The organism is Amycolatopsis arida (assembly GCF_900115565.1).
Classification (GTDB): domain Bacteria; phylum Actinomycetota; class Actinomycetes; order Mycobacteriales; family Pseudonocardiaceae; genus Yuhushiella; species Yuhushiella arida.
Genome location: NZ_FOWW01000001.1, coordinates 892,961 through 911,809, shown reverse-complemented (window position 1 = coordinate 911,809; position 18,849 = coordinate 892,961). Strand labels below are relative to the sequence as shown.

Genomic DNA, 18,849 nt, shown 5'->3' with positions numbered 1-18,849 from the left:
TCGAGCGCATCGCGCCAGCCGAGAAGCGGGTGCGCCTCACGGTGCGGCTGGCTAGCGGCCCTCGAGGTCCCGGCCGGTGGCGAGCAGGCCGAGCGTCAGCTCCAGCTTGTCCCGTGGTCGCTGCAGGCACCGCCCGGTGAGCGACTCGATCTGCTTCATCCGGTAGATCACCGTGTTGCGGTGGCAGTACAGCGCCTCCGCGGCGTGCGTGGGAGAGCCGTCGGAGGCCAGCAGCGCGCTCAGCGTGCGCAGCAGCGTCTCCGCCTGGGGGCCGGGCTGCTGCAGCAGCGGACCCACCGTCTCGGCGACCAGCACCGGCACCACCTCCGGGCTGCCGGCCAGCAGCACCTCGGGAAGGCGGTCGGCCACCGACACCAACCGCGGCGTGCCCCGGGGCAGCGACTCGGCCGCCCGCGACGCGAGCTGGTAGGCCGTGGCGAACCCGGTGAGCCCGTCGGGGCAGTGGGCGAGCCCCACCCGCCCCGCCACGCTGGGGTTCAGCGCCCCCACGAGCTGCGCCACGGTGAGCAGCCCGCACGGCACCAGCCCGAAGTAGTTGCCGCCGCGGACGTGCCAGTGCGAGCTGACCCCCAGCCGTTCGAGCCGGTCCTCCGGCGCCCGCAGCGGCTCGTCGAGCGGGTCGTCGAACGGCGCCACCACGCACGCCACCGCCTCGTCCGGGCCGAGCCCCAACTCCTCGCGGGCCTCCCTGGCGAACTCCGGGTCCGCGCCCCGCCCCTCGACCAGCCCGTCCAGGAAGTTCTGCTGGCGCTGCAGGTTCCGCCGCTGCAACCGGGCGGCCTCCCGCCGGTAGGAGTCCACGAGTACCGCGTTCTGCACGTCCAGCGCCGCCCACAGCTTCTGCCCGGCGAGCAGCAGCACGTGCTCCTCGATGTCGAGCTTGCGTTCCCACCCCTGGCGCAGCAGCGCCTCCCACAACGTTCGGGTGCCCAGCGTGTACGCGTTGAGCACCCGGTCCATCGGCACGCCCTGCCGGGCCCGCTGCTTGCCGGTCTCCCGCCAGAAGTCGGTGGCCCGCTGGTCGGGATCGGCGAGGCCCGCCATGGCCCTGATCCCGCGCCGGACGTGCTCCCGGGTACTCGCCCGCAGGTCGGCCTGGCGGTCGGCACGCTGCTCCGACCAGTACGGATCGCGCTCGATCAGGGTGAGCGTGATGTCGTCGCCGATGGCGTCGGCTTGGTCGAGCATGCCGGCCCAGGCGCGGGCGATCTTCCGCTCCACGGCGGGCTCGAGCGTCGGGACCCGGGGGGCGCGGGGCCGCGCCGGCGTTGTGCCGCTCGTCACATCCATCGCTGGAAGGGTGACACCCCGCGCACGGAGGGACCACCCCCGGCGCCCGATTTGGGTTGTGTCGCACCACTGATTCTGTGCGGTGTGCCCATGTCCTCGCTCGTGCGGAGAGTCCAAGGTGGTGCGCACCACACCATCGCGCACCGCCGCCGGCGAGGGAGTTGCCCGTGCCAGAGTCCGGATCGACGGCCGTCCCGCCTCCCCGAGCCGACGCCGGGTTCGTCATGTCCGGCGTCTCGGTCGCCTTCGGCGGCCTGGTCGCCCTCTCCGAGGTCTCCCTCGAGGTGGCGCCCCACCAGGTCCTCGGGGTGATCGGTCCGAACGGCGCGGGCAAGACGACGCTGTTCAACGTCGCCTGCGGGTTCGTCCGTCCCGACACCGGCACCCTGTACTGGCGTGGGCGGGAGCTGCGCGGCCTGCGCCCGCACCGGCTGGCCGCGCTCGGCATCTCGCGCACCCTGCAGGGGCTGGGCCTGTTCGACCGGATGACCGTGCTCGACAACGTCATGGTGGGCGCCCACCGACACGCCCGCGCCGGGTTCTGGTCGGCGTTGTTGGCGCTGCCCCGCGGCGGCCGGGAGGAGCGGGAGCTGCGCGCGCGGGCGCTGGCCGTGCTCGGCGAGCTCGGCGTGGCCGACCTCGCCGGCCGGGTGCCGACCGGCCTGCCCTACCCGGTGCGCAAGCGGGTCGCCCTCGCGCGGGCGCTGGTCGCCGACCCCGACCTGCTGCTGCTGGACGAGCCGGCCAGCGGGCTGTCCGCCGAGGAGATCACCGAGCTCGGCGGAACCATCCGCCGGCTCGCCGGCCGGATGTCGGTGATGCTGGTCGAGCACCACATGGACCTGGTGATGAGCGTCTGCGACCACATCGTGGTGCTCGACTTCGGCCGGCTGATCGCCCGGGGCAGCCCGGACGAGGTGCGGGACCACCCGGCGGTGCTGGCCGCCTACCTGGGCGAGGACGTCCCGCACGACACCGCCGAGCCGACGGGCGGCTCGCGATGCTGACCGTCCGCGACCTCACCGCACACTACGGGCCCGTCCGCGCGCTCGACGGGGTGAGCTTCACCGCGCCGCGCGGCCAGGTCACCGCGGTGCTCGGGGCCAACGGCGCGGGCAAGACCACCCTGCTGCGCACCATCTCCGGCCTCGTCCGCCCCAGCCGGGGCACGGCGCTGCTCGACGAGCGCGACCTCGGCCGGGTGCCGGTGGAGGACATGGCCGGGATCGGGCTGGCCCACGTGCCCGAGGGCCGCGGGGTGATCACCCAGCTGACCGTCGAGGAGAACCTGCGCCTCGGCGCGCTGGCCCGGCCGGGCCGGGTCACCGCCACCAACCTCGACCGGGCGTACGCGCTCTTCCCCGTCCTCGGCGACCGGCGGGCCAAGCCGGCCCACGTGCTCTCCGGCGGTGAACGGCAGATGCTGGTGATCGCCCGCGCGCTGCTGGCCGAGCCCGCGGTGCTGCTGCTGGACGAGCCGTCGCTCGGTCTCGCCCCGCGCGTCGTCGTGCAGATCTTCGATCTCGTCCGCGACCTGGTGGAGACCGAGGGGCTCACCGTGGTTCTCGTCGAGCAGAACGCTCGCAGCGCACTGTCCATCGCCGACCGCGGTGTCGTGCTCCACCTCGGCCGGCTGGTGGTCCAGGACGCCGCGGCCGAGCTGGCCACCGACGACACGCTCCGCCACGCCTATCTCGGGTTCTGACGACCTTCCGACCACCACGACCACGGGAGCCGCCGTGCAGCAGCTGCTCACCACGACGTTGACCGGCCTGACCCTCGGCATGGTCTACGCCGCCTTCGCGCTGGCCCTGGTGCTGATCTGGCGCTCGACCCGGATCGTGAACTTCGCGCAGGCCCCGATGGCGATGATCACGACCTACGTCGCGCTCGTCCTCATCGACGCCGGACTGTCCTACTGGGTCGGTTTCGTCGTGGCCCTGGTGTCCGGCTTCGTGCTCGGCGCGGTGCTCGAACGGGTGGTGATCCGGCCGGTGGAGGGCAAGGCGCACATCAACGCGGTGATCGTCACGCTCGGGCTGTTCATCGTCCTGCACGCCGTCGCGGCGTTGGTGTTCGGCGCGCGTTACCGGTCGTTCCCCGCCCCCTTCGGGGTGCGCGGCTTCGAGGTCGGCGGGGTGACCGTCGCGCTCACCGGGTTCGGCGTCTTCACCATCGTCTCGGTCGTGGTGGTGATGCTGCTGCTGGTGGCGTTGTTCCGGGGCACCGATCTCGGGCTGCGGATGCGCGCCGCCGCCTTCGACCAGGAGGTGGCCCGGCTGCTCGGGGTGAAGGTCGGCCGGATGCTGACCCTCGGCTGGGCGCTGGCCGCGCTGGTCGGCTCCCTCTCCGGGCTGCTGATCGCCGGAGGCGGCCTGGTCCATCCGTCCTACATGGACGGTGTGGTGGTCTACGGCTTCGTCGCCGCGGTCCTCGGCGGACTGGACAGCCCGGTGGGCGCCGTCGTCGGCGGGCTGGTGCTGGGGCTGTCGCTGAGTCTCGTCAGCGGTTTCGTCGGCGCCGAGCTGGTCCCGCTCGCCGCGTTGGTCATCCTCGTGGCGGTGCTGCTGCTGCGCCCCGGCGGCCTGTTCGCCCACGTCCAGGAGCGGAGGGTCTGACATGCTGGCACGCATCGACACGCCGTTGCGGCGGCACCTCACGCTGGCCGCGCTCGGGCTCGTCGCGGTGGTGCTGGTGCTGGAGAACACCACCCCGTTCCGCAACGCCCAGCTCGCCACGATGGCCTACCTGGCGATCGCCGCCGGTGGGCTGACCGTGCTGACCGGGCTGAACGGGCAGCTCTCCCTGGGGCACGGCGCCCTCATGGCGGTCGGCGCCTACACCACCGCCGTGCTCTCCTCGCGCGCCGACGCCCCGTTCCCGCTGATCGGCGTGCTGCTGGTCGCCACGGTGGTGACCCTGCTGGTCGGGGCGGTGGTCGGGGTGGCCGCCGCCCGGCTGCACGGTCCCTACCTCGCGGGCGCGACGCTGGCGTTGGCGATCGCGGTGCCCGGCATCCCGGTCTTCTTCGGCGAGACCCTCGGCGGTGAGCAGGGGATCACCGTGCGGCCGCCGGCGGCGCCGGACTGGTTCGCCGACGCCGTCTACTTCGTCACCGGCAACGAGCTCACCCCGAGCCGCTATCTCGCCTACCTCGGCTGGGGCGCCCTGATCGTCGCCTTCGTGCTGCTGGCCAACCTGTCCCGCGGCCGGGTCGGGCGGACCTGGCGTGCCGTGCGGGACGACGAGGTCGCCGCCGAGATCGCCGGCATCGACCTCGGCAGGGCGCGGGTGCTCGCCTTCGTCGTGAGCGCCGGCTGCGCCGGGTTGGCCGGGGCGTTGATGGCACTGGCGGTGCGGGTCACCGCGCCGAGCGGCTTCACCCTGACCCTGTCGCTCGCCCTGCTCAGCGCGGTGGTGCTCGGCGGGCTGGGCAGCCTGCTCGGCGCGCTGCTCGGCGCGGCACTGATCACCTTCCTGCCGCAGGTGGTGACCGCCATCGGGCAGGACCTCGGGCTGTCCGACGTGCAGGCCGCCGAGCTCGCCCCGCTGGTCTACGGCCTGACCACGGTGCTGGTCATCCTGCTCGCCCCCACCGGGATCGTCGGCGCGCTGCGCTCGGCTTGGTATCGGCGGCACCGGCGGCACCGGCGGCGGGCCATCCGGCCGACCCACTCGGACGCGCACTCGAACTCCCCCGGCACAGAGGAGGCAAGCAGATGACCCGATGGCACGGACGGGTGGCGCCGATCATGGTCGCGCTGACCACCGCGGCACTGGTGGCCGCGTGCGGCGCGGGCGGGCGGCCCGACGACGGCGGCGGTGCCGCGGCGACCGGCATCACCGAGGACACCGTCCGGATCGGTGGCCACTTCCCGCTGACCGGGGTGGCCGCGCCCGGCTACAGCGAGATCCCCAGCGGCCACAAGGCCTACTACGACTACGTCAACGCGAACGGCGGCGTGCACGGTCGCACGATCGAGTTCATCGTCCGCGACGACGCCTACAACCCGACCAACACCAGCCAGGTCACCAACGAGTTGGTGCTCTCCGACCAGATCTTCGCGATGGTCGGCGGCCTCGGCACGCCCACGCACAGCGCGGTGGTCGACTTCCTCAACGGCGAGCGCGTGCCCGACCTGCTGGTCTCGTCCGGTTCGCTGCAGTGGGGTGACGCCCCGGGGGCCAAGCCGTTCACCTTCGGCTGGCAGCCCGACTACGAGATCGAGGGCAAGATCATCGGCCGATGGGTGCGGGAGAACCTGCCCGACGCGCGGGTCGGGCTCTTCCTGCAGGACGACGACTTCGGCCGGGACGGCGAGCAGGGCGTGCGCCGTTACCTCGACGACCAGATCGTGGAGGTCACCCGGTACACCTCGGGCAACACCGACGTCGCGCCCCAGATCGCGGCGTTGCAGGCGGCCGGCGTCGATCTGGTCCTCGGCTTCAACACCCCGTCCTACACCGCACTGACCCAGCTGGCCTCCCTCAAAACCAACTTCGAGCCTCGCTGGTTCTACAGCAACGTGGGCTCCGACCCCGCGCTCGTCGGCTCCCTGCTGGCCCGGTTCTCCGAAGGCGCGGTGCGGGACGGCGCCAGTCTGCTCGACGACGTGCTCACGACGGAGTACATCCCGGGTGTGGACGCGCCGGACGACCCGTGGATGCGGTTGTGGCGACAGGTGTGGGACACGCACGGCGCGGAGGGTGAGCTGACCAACTACCGGGTCTTCGGCATGTCCCAGGCCTACACCTTCGTGCAGGCGCTGCAGGCGGCCGGGCCGAACCCGACCCGGGAGGGCATCGTCGAGGCGCTCGAGAAGGTCGGCGGCGGCTTCTCCGGACCCGCGCTGGCGCCCTTCCGGTACTCCGCGGACAGCCATCTCGGCATCTCCGGGATGCAGGTGATCGAGCTGCACGGCGGGGTCGGCCAGGAGCTCACGCCGGTGCTGGTGACCGACATCGGCGACGCGCCCATCAGGGAGGACGACTCGGCGGCGGACGACGCGCCGCCGGGCGACGGGATCCCGGACGTCCCACCCGCGGTGGGCTGAGCGGACCATGATGGGACGCCTGAGCCGCCGCTGTTCCTCGCGGTCGCGCTGGTGGCCGGGACCGCGTTCGCCGGCGGGCCGGCCGCGGTCCGCCCGCCGGCGGAGCCGCCCACGATCGTGGCCACCGACAAGGGATTGGTCCGCGGGGAGGCGCTCCCCAGAGCCCATCTCGGCCGAGCGGTACGTCGACATCATCCGGTCCAGCTACGGCGCGGCCGCCGACGAGATGCTCGCCCGGTACCCGGTGGAGGACTACCCGGAGCCGCGGATCGCGCTGGCCGCGGTGCGCACCGACGCCGGGAGCCCGCTGTCCACACGCGACCACCTGGCGGCGTACCGGCTGCTCGCCGCCGCGCGGGTGCCGGTCTACGCCTACCAGTTCGCCGACCGGACCGCGCCACCACTGATCGACGTGCCGGGCTTCGCCGAGGGGGCCGAGCGCGGCACCGAGCCGAGCTACCTGTGGCCCGAGCTGCTCGGCCCGCTCGACCCGGCGCAGCGGCGGTTGTCCGACGACATGGTGCGGTACTGGACGTCGTTCGCGCGCACCGGGCGGCCCACGGCGCGCTCTGCGCCGCACTGGCCGCGGTTCCGCACGGCCGGCGACGTGCTCTCCCTGGCGCCAGGCTCCGGGGGCATCCGCCCGACCGATGTCGCCCGGCGGAGCGACTGCGCGTTCTGGGAGTCGCTCGGCGATCGCTGATGCTTGGGCGGGCGGACAGGGGGTTCTCGGTCCGAGTGCCCGAAGACATCACGTGTTCGGGTCACCACACTGAGAGAACGGTCGCAGGGCGTCGGCTCGCCGGTGCCCACCCTGCGCGACCCCGCAACGAGAAGGAGTACAACGACGTGGCTCCCCGAATCACCATCGCGGATCGGGTCCGCCCGCTCCGCTCCCCCCACCGCGGCATCCTGGCCGCACTGACCGCCGTCGCCACCGCCGCCACCATCGCCGCCGGCGGCGTCACCACCGCGACCGCCGCGGAGAACCCCTACGAACGCGGGCCCGATCCCACGGTCGCCAGCATCGAGGCGCCGCGTGGTCCGTTCGCGATCGCCGAGACGCGGGTGTCGTCACTGTCCGTGCGTGGCTTCGGTGGCGGCACCATCTACTACCCGACCAGCACCCGAGAGGGCACCTTCGGCGCCGTGGCGATCGCCCCCGGCTACACGGCCGACCAGTCCTCGATGAGCTGGTACGGCCCGCGGCTGGCATCGCAGGGCTTCGTGATCTTCACCATCGACACCAACAGCCGGTACGACCAGCCGGCCAGCCGCGGCGCGCAGTTGCTGGCCGCGCTGGACTACCTCGTGCGGGAGAGCTCGGTGCGGAGCCGGATCGACGGGAACCGGCTGGGCGTCATGGGGCACTCGATGGGCGGCGGCGGCGCGCTGGAGGCGGTGAACGACCGGCCCGCGTTGCAGGCGGCGATCCCGCTCACCGCGTGGAACCTCGACAAGACCTGGCAGGGGGTCCGGGTGCCGACCATGATCATCGGTGCGGAGAACGACTCGGTCGCGCCGGTCCGCTCGCACTCGATGCCGTTCTACACCAGCCTTCCCTCTACTTTGGACAAAGCTTACCTCGAGCTGGACAACGCCAGCCACTTCGCGCCGAACGTCTCGAACACCACGATCGCGAAGTACAGCATCTCCTGGCTCAAGCGCTTCATCGACAACGACACCCGCTACGAGCGGTTCCTCTGCCCCGCACCCCGGGACTCCACAATCTCCGAGTACCGCGACACCTGCCCGCACTCCTCCTGACCCGTGCGCACCCTACCCCGGCGGTCGCCCTCCGGCCGCCGGGCCAGGGTGTGTCGCCGCGACGAGACTCGGGGAGTCAGGCGCTGTACCCCTTCGGCGAGATCAGGGTGGCGGGAGGCCGATCGCCGGCACGAGGTCGAGCCGGTCGACGACCTCGACGAGCTGTTCGCGCTCACCGAGCGGGTGCAGGAGCGCGTCCGCTGGCTCGACCGGCCGCCCTACCGCAGCGCGCCGGCCCGGTTCGCCGCGCAGGAGGGCCCGCGGCCAGGCGGACGGCGGTCGGGTGAGCTACCGGACGCCGTACCACCAGGCTGTGGTCCGGCGCATCACCGCACTGCTGGACCGGCTCGGCGCGACCACCCGCTTCCAGGCCGGCGTGCAGGCCGCGCACCGCGGCTGGCTCTGACCGGAGGCGCGCACCAGGGCTACGTCATCGACAGTGCGGCGGTGGCGACCAGCCCACCGTCGACGATCAGATCCTGCCCGTTGACGTAGGACGCCTCGCCGGAGGCGAGGAAGGCGACCACGGTGGCGACGTCCTCGGAGGTCCCGGTCCGGCCGCTGGGCACCGCGGCGACGGCGGCGGTTCGCGCCTCGGGAGAGACGTTGTCGTGGAACATCGGGGTCTCGATGTAGCCGGGGCTGACGGAGTTGACCCGGATTCCGCGGTGCCCCAGCTCGGCCGTGAGGGTGTGGGTCAGGTTGCGCACCGCGGCCTTGGTCGCCGCGTAGAGGGAGGCGCCGGGCAGGCCACGGTGCAGTGTCCACGACGCGTTGATCACGATGGTGGCGTGGTCGGACAGCAGCGGGAGGGTCTTCTGGATCGTGAAGAACACTCCCTTGACGTTGACGTTCACCACGCGGTCGAACTCGGCCTCGGTGATGTCACCGACCGGATGGAACGAGGCGACACCGGCGTTGGCGAAGACCACGTCCAGCCGCCCGTACCGGTCCCCGACCACCTCCACCAGCGCGTCGAGATCGGCGAGGCGCGCCACGTCGCCGCGCACCGCGAGGACGCGGTCCCCGTCGTCCAGATCGGCCAGGTCTCCGACCGCGACGTCCAGCCGGCCCTGGTCGCGCCCGGTGATGACCACCCGCGCGCCCTCGGCGAGCAGCCGGCGTGCGGTGGCCAGGCCCATTCCGCTCGTGCCACCGGTGACGAGCGCGATCGTGTCCGTGAATCGAGAGGCGTTCCGCGTCATGGCATCAGCGTGCCGGCCGGCGTGCCCGGGGAACAGTGCGTGCTGATCCTGGGAGCGGCGCCACCACCTTCGGCGGAGGGTGCTCAGGCCGGGTCGGCGAGCGGCACCCGTGACAGCCGGTCGAGCCGGTCCGCGGTGCCGGTGCCGGGCCGTGGATTGAACAGCTCCAGGTACCAGTCCGGATGGTCGGCCACCACCAGGGTGGTCTTGTCGAAGACCAGGTCACCGGCCTCGGGGTGGCGCACCGCCTTCACCGCCTGGCCGGGGCCGCCGACCTGGTGCCGGGCCCACAGCTCGGCGAACTCGGGGCTCACGGCGCGGAGCTCGTCGACCACCCGGTCGAACTCCGGGTCGTCGGGAGAGTGGGCCGCGTCGGCCCGGAAGGCGGCGACGACGTCCGGCGCCACCGACGCCCAGTGGGCGTGCGCGGCCCGGTACCGGGCGTTGGTGAAGAACGAGATCAGGCAGTTACGGTCGGTGTCGTCGTAGTCGAACACCGCTCGCGTGGCGTCGTTGATCGCGAGCAGGTTCCAGTACCGGTCCCGCAGGAGCGCGGGCCGCGGGGCCCACGCGTCCAGCAGGTGCCGCAGCTCCGGGCCGACCGGCGCGCCGCGGGCCTCGCCGGCGGGTGGCGGGTTGAGGCCGGCCAGCAGGTACAGGTGCGCCCGCTCGCGCTCGGTCAGCCGCAACGCTCGGCCGATCGCGTCGAGCACCTCGGCCGAGACGTTGATGTCGCGGCCCTGCTCCAGCCAGGTGTACCAGGACACGCCGACCCCGGCCAGCATGGCGACCTCCTCGCGGCGCAGGCCCGGAGTCCGCCGCCGGCCCACCGCCGGCATGCCGACGTCGGCCGGGGTGAGCCGCGCCCTGCGGGTACGCAGGAAGTCGCGGAGCTGCTCGCGGCGGCGCCGTGTCGTCGAAGGAGTCGTCGAGGGGGGCGCACTGGTCACCCGATCACGGTAACCGGCCGCCACCGCACGCGGCCGAGGTCCGACCGGCACGCGCGGGGCGGCGCCGCGCTCCGGCCCGACCCCGTCGGGGCGCGGGGTAGCCTTCGGCCGGACGCGCGAAGGAGGTCAGGTGGTCCGGGAACAGGCTGGTCGCGTGCTGGGGGCGAACCTGAGGGCGCTGCGGGAGAAGGCCGGGATGTCGCTGTCGGAGCTGGCGCGGCGCTCGAACATCGCCAAGGGCACGCTGTCCCAGCTCGAGTCCGGGAACGGCAACCCGACCATCGAGACGGTATTCAGTTTATCGAACGCTCTGGGTGTGCCGGTGTCCTCGCTGCTGACCGAGCGGGCCGATCCGGACGTGCTGCTGGTGCGTTCGGCCGGGCTCGAGGTGCTGAGCAGCAACGCGGTCGACCTGCGGATGCTGCGCCGGATGGACGTCACCGAGCGGGTGTTCGAGCTGTACGACCAGCGCGTGCGCCCCGGCGAGGTCCAGCACTCGGCCGGCCACCCCGGCCGCGAGCACGTCGTGGTCACCTCCGGCGTGCTCCGGGTGGGTCCCCCGGACGCCCCGTACGAGCTCGGGCCCGGCGACTACGTGTGCTTCCCCGCGCAGGGGCCGCACATCTACCAGACCGTCGGCGGCCCGGTGGTCTCCGTGCTGCTGCTGGAGTACCCGGCGGACGCGGGACCGCCGAGGTTGGGCGCCTCGTGCGCGGCGACCGGCGCGGACGAGGGGGCCGAATCCCGGGGTTGACGCGGGTCACACCACGCACTTAACCTCCGCTTGTTCATTTTAATGAACGAGCGGAGGTGTCATGGCGCACCCGGACGTCGTCGTGGTCGGCGCGGGCATCGTCGGCGCGGCGTGTGCCGAGGCGCTCGGCGCCGCGGGGCTGCGAGTGACCGTGCTCGACCGTGGCGCACCCGCGGGCGGCACCACCGCCGCGGGCGAGGGCAACGTCCTCGTGTCCGACAAGGAACCGGGGCCAGAGCTGGCGCTGGCCAGGCTCTCCCGCCGGCGCTGGCCGGAACTGCTCACCGCGCTGCGCGACGAGCTCGGCCCCGACCTCGCCGAGGTCGAGTGGGAGCCCAAGGGCGGGCTCGTGGTCGCGACGACCGAGGGCGCGGCCGGGCCACTCGCCGCGTTCGCCGAGGCGCATCGGGACGCGGGGATCCACGCCGACGTGGTGGCCCCCGAGGTCGCCGCGGAGCTGGAACCGCACCTGACCAGGCGGGTGACCGCGGCCGTCCACTACCCCGAGGACGCGCAGCTGCAGCCCGTGCTGGCGGCGACCACGCTGCTCGCCGCCGTCCGCGCCCGCGGTGGCGAGGTGCGCTCGGGAGTGCGGGCGATCGGCGTGCGGCGCGGCGCCGCCGGAACGGTGGCCGGGGTGCGCACGAGCGAGGGGCCGATCTCGTGTGCGGCGGTGGTGAACGCGTGCGGACCGTGGGCGGGGGAGTTCGCCGCACGGGCCGGTGCCCCGATCGCCGTGCTGCCGCGCCGGGGCATGGTCCTGGTCACCGCGCCGTTGCCGCACACCGTCGCGCACAAGGTCTACGACGCCGACTACGTGGGTGCGGTGGCCAGCGGGGACGCCGACCTGCAGACCTCCGCCGTGGTGGAGTCGACGCGGGCCGGCACCGTCCTGATCGGATCCAGCCGGCAGCGGGTGGGGTTCGACGAGACCGTGCGCGTCGACGTGCTGCGCGAGCTGGCCCGCAAGGCCGTCGCGCTCTTCCCCGTGCTGGCGGGCGTCACCGTCATGCGTGCCTACGGCGGCTTCCGCCCGTACGCGCCCGACCACCTGCCGGTGATCGGCGAGGACCCCAGGCTGCCCGGCCTGTGGCACGCGACCGGGCACGAGGGCGCCGGGATCGGCCTCGCCGCCGGCACCGGCCGGTTGCTCGCGGACCTCCACACCGGCGGGGAGCCGGAGCTGGACCCTCATCCGTTCCGAGTGGACCGTCCCGCGGTCGTCGAGGAGGTACCGGAATGCGGGTGAAGGTGGACGGAAGGGCGGTGCCCGCGCGGCCGGGGCAGACGGTCGCCGGCCTGCTGCTGGGCCTCGGCCGCACGTCGTGGCGCACCACCCGGCACGGTGGCCGGCCGCGTGGCGTCTTCTGCGGCATCGGCGCCTGCTTCGACTGCCTCGTCGTGGTGAACGGGGTGCCCGACGTCCGGGCCTGCCAGCGGGTGGTCGAGGACGGCGACGACGTCCGCACCCAGCACGGCGCGGAGCTGCCGTCATGAGGCGCGTCGTGGTGGTCGGCGGCGGGCCGGCCGGGATGGCGGCCGCGCGGGCCGTGGCGCGGACCGGCGTCGCGGTCACCCTCGTCGACTCCGCGCCCCTGCTCGGCGGGCAGTACCACCGGCAGGACGCGCTGCGGGGGAACGAGCGGTTCGTCCTGCCGGCCGGTGTGGAGCACCGGCGGAGCACCGTGGTCTGGGCGCTGGAGCCGGTTCCCGGCGGGCACCGCGTGCACCTGCGCACCGGCCCCGCCGACGCGCCGGCCCGCCGGGGCGACGCGATCGACACCGCGGCGCTCGTCCTGGCCACCGGGGCCCACGACCGCGCGTTGCCGTTCCCCGGCTGGGAGCTCCCCGGCGTCTACACGGCCGGGGCGGCCCAGGCGCTCGTGAAGGGGCAGCGCGTCGCCGTCGGTGGCAGGGTGCTGATCGCCGGCACCGGACCGTTCCTGCTCCCGGTCGCCGTCTCGGTCCTGCGCGGAGGCGCCGAGGTGGTCGGCGTCCACGAGGCGAACGACCCGGTCCGGGGCTGGCTGTCCACGCCGCCCGGGGTGCTGGCCGGGTGGCGCAAGGGCGGTGAGCTCGGCCGGTACCTGGCGCTGCTCGCCCGGCACCGGGTGCCCTACCGCCTGCGGAGCACGGTGATCGCCGCGCACGGCGACGACCGGGTCGAGGCGGTGACGACGGTCCGGTTGGACCCGGACTGGACCGTGGTCGCCGGCACCGAGCGGCGGATCGCGGTCGACGCGGTCTGTGTTGGTTTCGGCTTCACCCCGCAGCTCGAGCTGGCCGTCGCCGCCGGCTGTGCCGTCCGCGACGGGGCCGTCCTCGTCGACGCGGCGCAGGCGACGAGCGTGCTCGGCGTGTTCGCGGCCGGTGAGTTGACCGGGATCGGCGGTGCCGACCTCGCCGCCGCCGAGGGCGCCGTCGCCGGTGCCGCCGCGGCCCTCCGGGTCGGCGGGCGCGCCGTGCCACCCGTGGCCGCGCTGCGGCGGGTCCGCGCCGGCCGTCGGTTCGCCGCCGCGCTCGACCGGGTCCACCCGGTGCGGCCGGGATGGCGTGGCTGGCTGCGCGACGACACCCTCGTCTGCCGCTGCGAGGAGGTCGGCTACGGCGAGCTGCGCCGGGCCCTCGCCGACCGCGACGCCAGGGGAGTGCGCTCGCTGAAGCTGGTCAGCCGGGCCGGCCTCGGCCCGTGCCAGGGCCGCGTGTGCGGCCCCACCGTCGCCGAGCTGGCCGGGCTTCCCGGCGGCGCCGCCGCGTTCGCCCGGCGGCCCGTCGCCGCGCCGCTGCGGCTGGGCGAGCTCGCCGACACCGTGTCCGGAGAGGACGGAGAGGACAGGGAGAAGGAATGAGCAAGGAGAAGCTCGACGGCGTCATCGTCGCCACCGCACTGCCCTACGTGGAGGACGTGAGCGCCCCGGCGGGACTGCGGGTGGACCTCGACCGCTACGCCGAGCACTGCCGGTGGCTCGTCGACAACGGCTGCCGCGGGGTCGGCCCGAACGGCTCGCTCGGCGAGTACTCCTCGCTCACCGACGCGGAACGCCGGGCCGTGGCGCGCACCGCGATCGAGGCGGTCGGCGACGACGGGATCGTGGTGGTCGGCGTGCACGGCGTCGGCGCGCACCAGGCCCGCGCATGGGCGGAGAAGGCCGCCGAGGACGGCGCGCACGGCGTGCTGTGCCTGCCGCCGACCATGTACCGCGCCAACACCGCGGAGATCGTCCACCACTTCGAGCAGGTGGCCGGCGTCGGCCTGCCGGTGATGGCCTACAACAACCCGATCGACACGAAGGTGGACATGCTGCCGCCGGTGCTCGCCGAGATCGCGCGGCTGGACAACGTCGTGGCGGTCAAGGAGTTCTCCGGCGACGTGCGGCGGGTGCTCGAGCTGCGCGAGCTGGCGCCCGACCTCACGATCGTGGCCGGCGCCGACGACGTGGCGCTCGAGGCGCTGCTGATGGGCGCCACCGGCTGGTTCGCCGGGTTCCCCAACGTCTTCCCCGCCGAGTCGGCGCACCTGTTCTCCCTGGCCCGCAAGGGAGAGCTCGCCGCGGCACGCGCGCTGTACGAGCACCTCGTCGCCGCCTTCCGGTGGGACTCGCGCACCGAGTTCGTGCAGGCCATCAAGCGCGGGATGGAGGTCGTCGGCCGCTACGGCGGGCCGTGCCGGCCGCCCCGGGGGCCGCTGAGCGCCGAGCAGCTGAGCGCGCTCGACGCCGACCTGCGCCGCGCCGTGGACCACCTGGCCGCGCACCCGGTGGCGGTGTGAGATGCGCGCGTCCCGGTACTTCTCCGCGGTCGACTCGCACACCGAGGGCATGCCGACCAGGGTGGTGACCGGCGGTGTCGGGGTGATCCCCGGCGACACGATGGCCGCCCGGCGGGAGTACTTCGTCGAGCATCTCGACCACATCAGGAAGCTGCTGGTCAACGAGCCACGTGGGCACGCGGCGATGAGCGGCGCGATCCTGCAGCCGCCCACCCGGCCGGACGCCGACTGGGGCGTGCTCTACATCGAGGTGTCCGGCTGCCTGCCGATGTGCGGGCACGGCACCATCGGCGTGGCCACCGTGCTCGTGGAGACCGGCATGGTTCCGGTGACCGAGCCGGTCACCACGGTGCGGCTCGACGCGCCGGCGGGGCTGGTGGTCGCCGAGGTCGCCGTCGAGAACGGCAGGGCGAGGTCGGTGACCATCCAGAACGTGCCGTCGTTCGCCGTGGAGCTGGACGCCGAGGTGGAGGTGCCCGGATTGGGCCGGGTCCGCTACGACATGGCCTACGGCGGCAACTTCTACGCCATCCTCCCGATCGCCGAGCTCGGCATCCCCTTCGACAAGGCGCAGAAGGGCAGGATGCTGGCCGCCGGTCTGTCCATCATGGACGCCATCAACGAGCGGAACCGGCCGGTGCACCCCGCCGACCCCACCATCGGCGGGTGCAAGCACGTGCAGCTGGTGGCGCCGGGCGGCGAGCACAGCGACGCGCGCAACGCGATGGCCATTCACCCCGGCTGGCTCGACCGCTCACCCTGCGGCACCGGCACCTCCGCCCGGATGGCCCAGCTGCACGCGCGGGGCGAGCTCGGCCTGCGGCGGGACTTCGTCAACGAGTCGCTGCTCGGCACCCGGTTCGTCGGCCGGCTCGTCGAGGCGACCACGGTCGGCGGCGTGCCGGCCGTCGTGCCGACGGTGACCGGCGGCGCCTGGATCACCGGGATGGGCCAGTACCTGCTGGACCCGACCGATCCGTTCCCCGAAGGGTTCGAGCTGTGACCGACGTCCTCGCCTCCCTCAACGAGTGGTTGTGGAACCCGCTGGTGGTCCTCGCGCTCGGGCTCGGTGTCCTGCTGACCATCCTGACCAGGGGAGTCCAGTTCCGGCGGATTCCCGACATGATCCGGCAGCTCCGGGTCGGGCAGGGGTCCGCGGCCGGCATCTCGTCGTTCCAGGCGCTGACGCTGACCCTGTCGAGCCGGATCGGGGTCGGCAACATCGCCGGTGTCGCCACCGCGATCGCCGCCGGCGGACCGGGCGCGCTGTTCTGGATGGCGGTGATGGCCTTCCTCGGCGGCGCGACCGCGTTCGTGGAGTCGACCCTCGCGCAGATCTACAAGACCGAGGCCGGTGGCAAGTACTGGGGCGGGATCCCGTACTACATCGAGAAGGGGCTGGGCAGGCGGTGGCTCGCGGTCGTCGCGGCCGGCGCCGCGCTGGTCCTCTACGGCGTGCTGGCCCCCGGTGTGCAGTCGAACAACATCGCCGCGAGCGTCGACACCGCGATGGGCGTGACCCCGTGGGTCACCGGCGTGGTCGTCGTCGGCCTGTTCGGGTTCGTCGTCCTCGGCGGCCGCAGGCGGATCGTCGCCGTCGCCGACACCGTCGTCCCATTCATGGCGGTCGGTTACGTGGTCGCGGCGCTGGTCGTCGTGGCGGCCAACGCCTCCGCGGTACCGAGCGTGGTCGGCCTGGTGCTGGCCAGCGCGTTCGGGGCCGACTCGGTGTTCGGCGGCATCGTGGGGGCCGCGGTCGCCTGGGGTGTGCGCCGCGCGCTGTTCTCCAACGTCGCCGGCGTCGGTGAGGGCACCTACGGCTCGGCCGCGGCGGAGGTGTCGCACCCGGTGAAGCAGGGCCTGGTGCAGTCGTTCTCGATCTACGTCGACACCCTCTTCGTGTGCATGGCCACCGGCCTGATGATCCTGATCACCGGGCGGTACAACGTCCAGGCGGGTGACGGGGGAGCGCTCGTCACCAACGTGCCGGGCGTCGAGGCCGGCCCCGCCTACACCCAGGCGGCCATCGACTCCGTGTTCGCCGGCGTCGGCCCGCACTTCGTCGCGCTCGCGCTCGCCCTGTTCGCGTTCACCACGCTGGTGGCCTTCGCCTACATCGCGGAGACCAGCCTGACCTACCTGACCCGCGGCAGGCAGCGGAAGGGACCGCGAACCGTCGTCCACCTGGTGATGGTCGCCGTCATCTTCTACGGCTCGGTCGAGTCGGCCGACCTGGTCTGGGCGATCGGCGACGTCGGCTACGCCTCGCTCGCGTGGGTCAACATGGTCTGCCTCGTCTTCCTGGCCAGGCCGGCGCTGATCGCGCTGCGCGACTACGACCGGCAGCGGCGGCAGGGACTCGACCCGCGGTTCGACCCGGTGCGGCTGGGGATCCCCAACGCCGACTTCTGGGTCGCCAGCACCGGCGAGGCGGCGCGCCACGAGGTCCGCGAATGAGCCCGGCCAACTCGAGCAGAGGGAGGACCATGACCACCAACGGCACCGACACCAGGGACGTCACCGAACTGACCGCCGCGGCCGCCGCCGCGGCCCCCGTCCTCGACGCGCGGGGCAGGGCGTTCCGCGCCCGGCTGCTCCGCGCCGTCGCCGAGGCGATCGAGGCACACCGGGACGACATCGTGACCGTCGCCGACCGTGAGACGTCGATCGGCGCGACCCGGCTGCGCGGCGAGCACGCGCGCACCGCCTACCAGGCCCGCCTGTTCGCCGACGTGCTCGACGAGGGCTCCTACCTCGAGGCGACGATCGACCACCCCACGGACACCCCGATGGGTCCGGGACCCGACCTGCGGCGGCTGCTCGTCCCGCTCGGCCCGGTCGCCGTCTTCGGGGCGAGCAACTTCCCACTCGCGTTCTCGGTGCCCGGTGGCGACACCGTGTCGGCGCTGGCGGCCGGCTGCCCGGTGGTCGTGAAGGCGCACCCCTCCCACCCGCGGACCTCGCGGCTGACGTTCGACCTGCTGGCCGGCGCCGCGCGGGACGTGGGCGCGCCCGAGGGAACGCTCGGCATCGTGTTCGGGCAGCGGGCCGGCGCGGACCTGGTGGCCGACCCGCGGATTCGGGCCGTCGCGTTCACCGGGTCCCTGCGCGGCGCCAGGGCGCTGATGGACGTCATCGCCACCCGCGCCGAGCCGATCCCGTTCTACGGCGAGCTCTCCAGCCTCAACCCGGTGGTGGTCACCGCCGGCGCGGCCGGCCGCCGGGGGCGGGAGATCGCCGAGGGCCTGGTGGCGTCGTTCACCACCTCCGCCGGGCAGCTGTGCACCAAGCCGGGGCTGGTCCTCGTGCCCGCCGGTCCCGACGGTGACCGGCTGGTGGCGCACGCCGCCGACCTGGTGGGTGGGGCCGCGCCGGGTACCGCGCTGAACGACGGGATCTCCACGGCGTACGGGACCATCGGGGAGCGGCTGGCGACGTCGCCGGGCGTGTCGGTGCTCGCCGAGGGAGTGCCGGTGCTCGCCGAGGGCGGGCCGGCGGAGCCGGAGCGGGTCGTGCGCCCGCGGCTGCTGTCGCTGCCGGCGAGCGAGCTGCGGCCGGAGGTGACCGAGGAGTGCTTCGGCCCGCTGGCCGTCATCGCCCGCTACCGCGACGACGATGAGCTGCGCGCGGCGATCGACCGGCTGCCCGCCTCGCTGACCGGGACCCTCCACGCCGAGCCAGAGGAGCGGGACCACGTCGTGGAGCTGACCGACCTGCTGAGCGCCAGGGCCGGGCGGGTGGTGTTCGACGGCTTCCCGACCGGTGTGCTCGTCTCCTGGGCGCAGACCCACGGTGGTCCGTGGCCGGCCACCACCAGCCCGCACACCTCCGTGGGCCCGACCGCGATCCGGCGCTTCCTCCGCCCGGTGACGTGGCAGAACGCGCCGGCGTACGCCCTTCCCCCCGAGCTGCGTGACGGTGCGGTCGACATCCCGCGCCGGGTCGACGGCCGCTGGCAGCCACCCGGCCAGTGATCGCGGTTGACATCGGACGCCGGCGGCACGACGGTACTGACCGGGGGTCACTGGTCCATGCTGTC

The 18,849-nt window shown here is 73.7% G+C and carries 19 protein-coding genes; 16 read left to right on the top strand and 3 right to left on the bottom strand.

Going from position 1 to position 18,849, the window contains the following annotated elements:
- Window positions 1–51 precede the first annotated feature (51 nt).
- Window positions 52–1,311, bottom strand: a complete 1,260-nt coding sequence (locus BM051_RS04275) for a PucR family transcriptional regulator (RefSeq protein WP_134046158.1) — start codon at window positions 1,309–1,311, stop codon at window positions 52–54.
- Window positions 1,312–1,535: 224 nt separating this feature from the next.
- Here BM051_RS04275 and BM051_RS04270 point away from each other — a divergent pair, with 224 nt between their 5' ends.
- The 8 genes from BM051_RS04270 (at window position 1,536) to BM051_RS30275 (ending at window position 8,538) form a co-directional block, all read left to right on the top strand.
- Window positions 1,536–2,318, top strand: coding sequence for an ABC transporter ATP-binding protein (locus BM051_RS04270; RefSeq protein WP_092528105.1), 783 nt, complete (start codon window positions 1,536–1,538; stop codon window positions 2,316–2,318).
- The gene (locus tag BM051_RS04265; RefSeq protein WP_092528102.1) at window positions 2,312–3,016 is read left to right on the top strand and encodes an ABC transporter ATP-binding protein; all 705 of its coding nucleotides are present in this window, start codon (window positions 2,312–2,314) and stop codon (window positions 3,014–3,016) included. The genes BM051_RS04270 and BM051_RS04265 overlap by 7 nt, the downstream gene beginning before the upstream one ends.
- Window positions 3,017–3,050: 34 nt before the next feature.
- Window positions 3,051–3,929: a branched-chain amino acid ABC transporter permease gene (locus BM051_RS04260; protein WP_092528099.1), complete on the top strand. Its 879-nt coding sequence runs from the start codon at window positions 3,051–3,053 to the stop codon at window positions 3,927–3,929.
- A 1-nt stretch (window position 3,930) separates the two neighbouring features.
- Window positions 3,931–5,034, top strand: a complete 1,104-nt coding sequence (locus tag BM051_RS04255; RefSeq protein ID WP_092528096.1) for a branched-chain amino acid ABC transporter permease — start codon at window positions 3,931–3,933, stop codon at window positions 5,032–5,034.
- The gene (locus BM051_RS04250; protein WP_092528092.1) at window positions 5,031–6,365 is read left to right on the top strand and encodes an ABC transporter substrate-binding protein; all 1,335 of its coding nucleotides are present in this window, start codon (window positions 5,031–5,033) and stop codon (window positions 6,363–6,365) included. The genes BM051_RS04255 and BM051_RS04250 overlap by 4 nt, the downstream gene beginning before the upstream one ends.
- Window positions 6,366–6,591: 226 nt before the next feature.
- Window positions 6,592–7,068, top strand: coding sequence for a carboxylesterase family protein (locus BM051_RS04245; protein WP_166677720.1), 477 nt, complete (start codon window positions 6,592–6,594; stop codon window positions 7,066–7,068).
- A 146-nt stretch (window positions 7,069–7,214) separates the two neighbouring features.
- Complete coding sequence (bdeA, locus tag BM051_RS04240; protein WP_424923278.1) at window positions 7,215–8,132, top strand: bis(hydroxyethyl) terephthalate hydrolase; 918 nt, start codon at window positions 7,215–7,217, stop codon at window positions 8,130–8,132.
- A 283-nt stretch (window positions 8,133–8,415) separates the two neighbouring features.
- On the top strand, window positions 8,416–8,538 hold the full coding sequence (locus BM051_RS30275; protein ID WP_279587044.1) for a hypothetical protein: 123 nt from the start codon (window positions 8,416–8,418) through the stop codon (window positions 8,536–8,538).
- Window positions 8,539–8,557: 19 nt separating this feature from the next.
- Here the strand turns inward: BM051_RS30275 and BM051_RS04235 are convergent, their stop codons facing one another.
- Both BM051_RS04235 and BM051_RS04230 read right to left on the bottom strand, forming a co-directional pair.
- Window positions 8,558–9,337 (bottom strand): glucose 1-dehydrogenase, encoded by a 780-nt coding sequence (locus BM051_RS04235; RefSeq protein WP_092528086.1) that lies wholly within the window; start codon window positions 9,335–9,337, stop codon window positions 8,558–8,560.
- Between the two features lie 83 nt (window positions 9,338–9,420).
- Window positions 9,421–10,287, bottom strand: coding sequence for a helix-turn-helix transcriptional regulator (locus BM051_RS04230; RefSeq protein WP_092528083.1), 867 nt, complete (start codon window positions 10,285–10,287; stop codon window positions 9,421–9,423).
- Between the two features lie 130 nt (window positions 10,288–10,417).
- Between BM051_RS04230 and BM051_RS04225 the strand changes: the two genes are divergently transcribed.
- The 8 genes from BM051_RS04225 to BM051_RS04190 all read left to right on the top strand — a co-directional run bounded on the left by BM051_RS04225 (window position 10,418) and on the right by BM051_RS04190 (window position 18,784).
- Window positions 10,418–11,041 carry a helix-turn-helix domain-containing protein gene (locus BM051_RS04225; RefSeq protein WP_092528080.1) on the top strand — a complete coding sequence of 208 codons (624 nt, stop codon included), beginning with the start codon at window positions 10,418–10,420 and terminating at the stop codon, window positions 11,039–11,041.
- A 61-nt stretch (window positions 11,042–11,102) separates the two neighbouring features.
- The gene (locus BM051_RS04220) at window positions 11,103–12,290 is read left to right on the top strand and encodes an NAD(P)/FAD-dependent oxidoreductase (protein ID WP_092528077.1); all 1,188 of its coding nucleotides are present in this window, start codon (window positions 11,103–11,105) and stop codon (window positions 12,288–12,290) included.
- Window positions 12,281–12,538 carry a (2Fe-2S)-binding protein gene (locus tag BM051_RS04215; protein WP_092528074.1) on the top strand — a complete coding sequence of 86 codons (258 nt, stop codon included), beginning with the start codon at window positions 12,281–12,283 and terminating at the stop codon, window positions 12,536–12,538. Before BM051_RS04220 ends, BM051_RS04215 begins: the two co-directional genes overlap by 10 nt.
- Window positions 12,535–13,890 (top strand): FAD/NAD(P)-dependent oxidoreductase, encoded by a 1,356-nt coding sequence (locus tag BM051_RS04210; protein ID WP_092528071.1) that lies wholly within the window; start codon window positions 12,535–12,537, stop codon window positions 13,888–13,890. Before BM051_RS04215 ends, BM051_RS04210 begins: the two co-directional genes overlap by 4 nt.
- A complete protein-coding gene (locus BM051_RS04205; RefSeq protein WP_092528068.1) occupies window positions 13,887–14,810 on the top strand; it encodes a dihydrodipicolinate synthase family protein in 924 nt (307 codons plus the stop codon). The genes BM051_RS04210 and BM051_RS04205 overlap by 4 nt, the downstream gene beginning before the upstream one ends.
- A 1-nt stretch (window position 14,811) precedes the next feature.
- The gene (locus BM051_RS04200; protein WP_092528065.1) at window positions 14,812–15,813 is read left to right on the top strand and encodes a proline racemase family protein; all 1,002 of its coding nucleotides are present in this window, start codon (window positions 14,812–14,814) and stop codon (window positions 15,811–15,813) included.
- Complete coding sequence (locus tag BM051_RS04195; protein WP_092528061.1) at window positions 15,810–17,267, top strand: alanine/glycine:cation symporter family protein; 1,458 nt, start codon at window positions 15,810–15,812, stop codon at window positions 17,265–17,267. Before BM051_RS04200 ends, BM051_RS04195 begins: the two co-directional genes overlap by 4 nt.
- A gap of 29 nt (window positions 17,268–17,296) precedes the next feature.
- Entirely contained in the window at window positions 17,297–18,784 is a 1,488-nt protein-coding gene (locus BM051_RS04190) for an aldehyde dehydrogenase (NADP(+)) (RefSeq protein WP_208325947.1), read from the top strand.
- Window positions 18,785–18,849: the final 65 nt, after the last annotated feature.

Bases quoted from the DNA above. Each gene is read 5' to 3' on its own strand.
- BM051_RS04275 (WP_134046158.1), bottom strand. From the start codon at position 1,311: ATGGATGTGACGAGCGGCACAACGCCGGCGCGGCCCCGCGCCCCCCGG.
- BM051_RS04270 (WP_092528105.1), top strand. From the start codon at position 1,536: ATGTCCGGCGTCTCGGTCGCCTTCGGCGGCCTGGTCGCCCTCTCCGAG.
- BM051_RS04265 (WP_092528102.1), top strand. From the start codon at position 2,312: ATGCTGACCGTCCGCGACCTCACCGCACACTACGGGCCCGTCCGCGCG.
- BM051_RS04255 (WP_092528096.1), top strand. From the start codon at position 3,931: ATGCTGGCACGCATCGACACGCCGTTGCGGCGGCACCTCACGCTGGCC.
- BM051_RS04250 (WP_092528092.1), top strand. From the start codon at position 5,031: ATGACCCGATGGCACGGACGGGTGGCGCCGATCATGGTCGCGCTGACC.
- BM051_RS04245 (WP_166677720.1), top strand. From the start codon at position 6,592: ATGCTCGCCCGGTACCCGGTGGAGGACTACCCGGAGCCGCGGATCGCG.
- BM051_RS04235 (WP_092528086.1), bottom strand. From the start codon at position 9,337: ATGACGCGGAACGCCTCTCGATTCACGGACACGATCGCGCTCGTCACC.
- BM051_RS04220 (WP_092528077.1), top strand. From the start codon at position 11,103: ATGGCGCACCCGGACGTCGTCGTGGTCGGCGCGGGCATCGTCGGCGCG.
- BM051_RS04215 (WP_092528074.1), top strand. From the start codon at position 12,281: ATGCGGGTGAAGGTGGACGGAAGGGCGGTGCCCGCGCGGCCGGGGCAG.
- BM051_RS04210 (WP_092528071.1), top strand. From the start codon at position 12,535: ATGAGGCGCGTCGTGGTGGTCGGCGGCGGGCCGGCCGGGATGGCGGCC.
- BM051_RS04205 (WP_092528068.1), top strand. From the start codon at position 13,887: ATGAGCAAGGAGAAGCTCGACGGCGTCATCGTCGCCACCGCACTGCCC.
- BM051_RS04200 (WP_092528065.1), top strand. From the start codon at position 14,812: ATGCGCGCGTCCCGGTACTTCTCCGCGGTCGACTCGCACACCGAGGGC.
- BM051_RS04190 (WP_208325947.1), top strand. From the start codon at position 17,297: ATGACCACCAACGGCACCGACACCAGGGACGTCACCGAACTGACCGCC.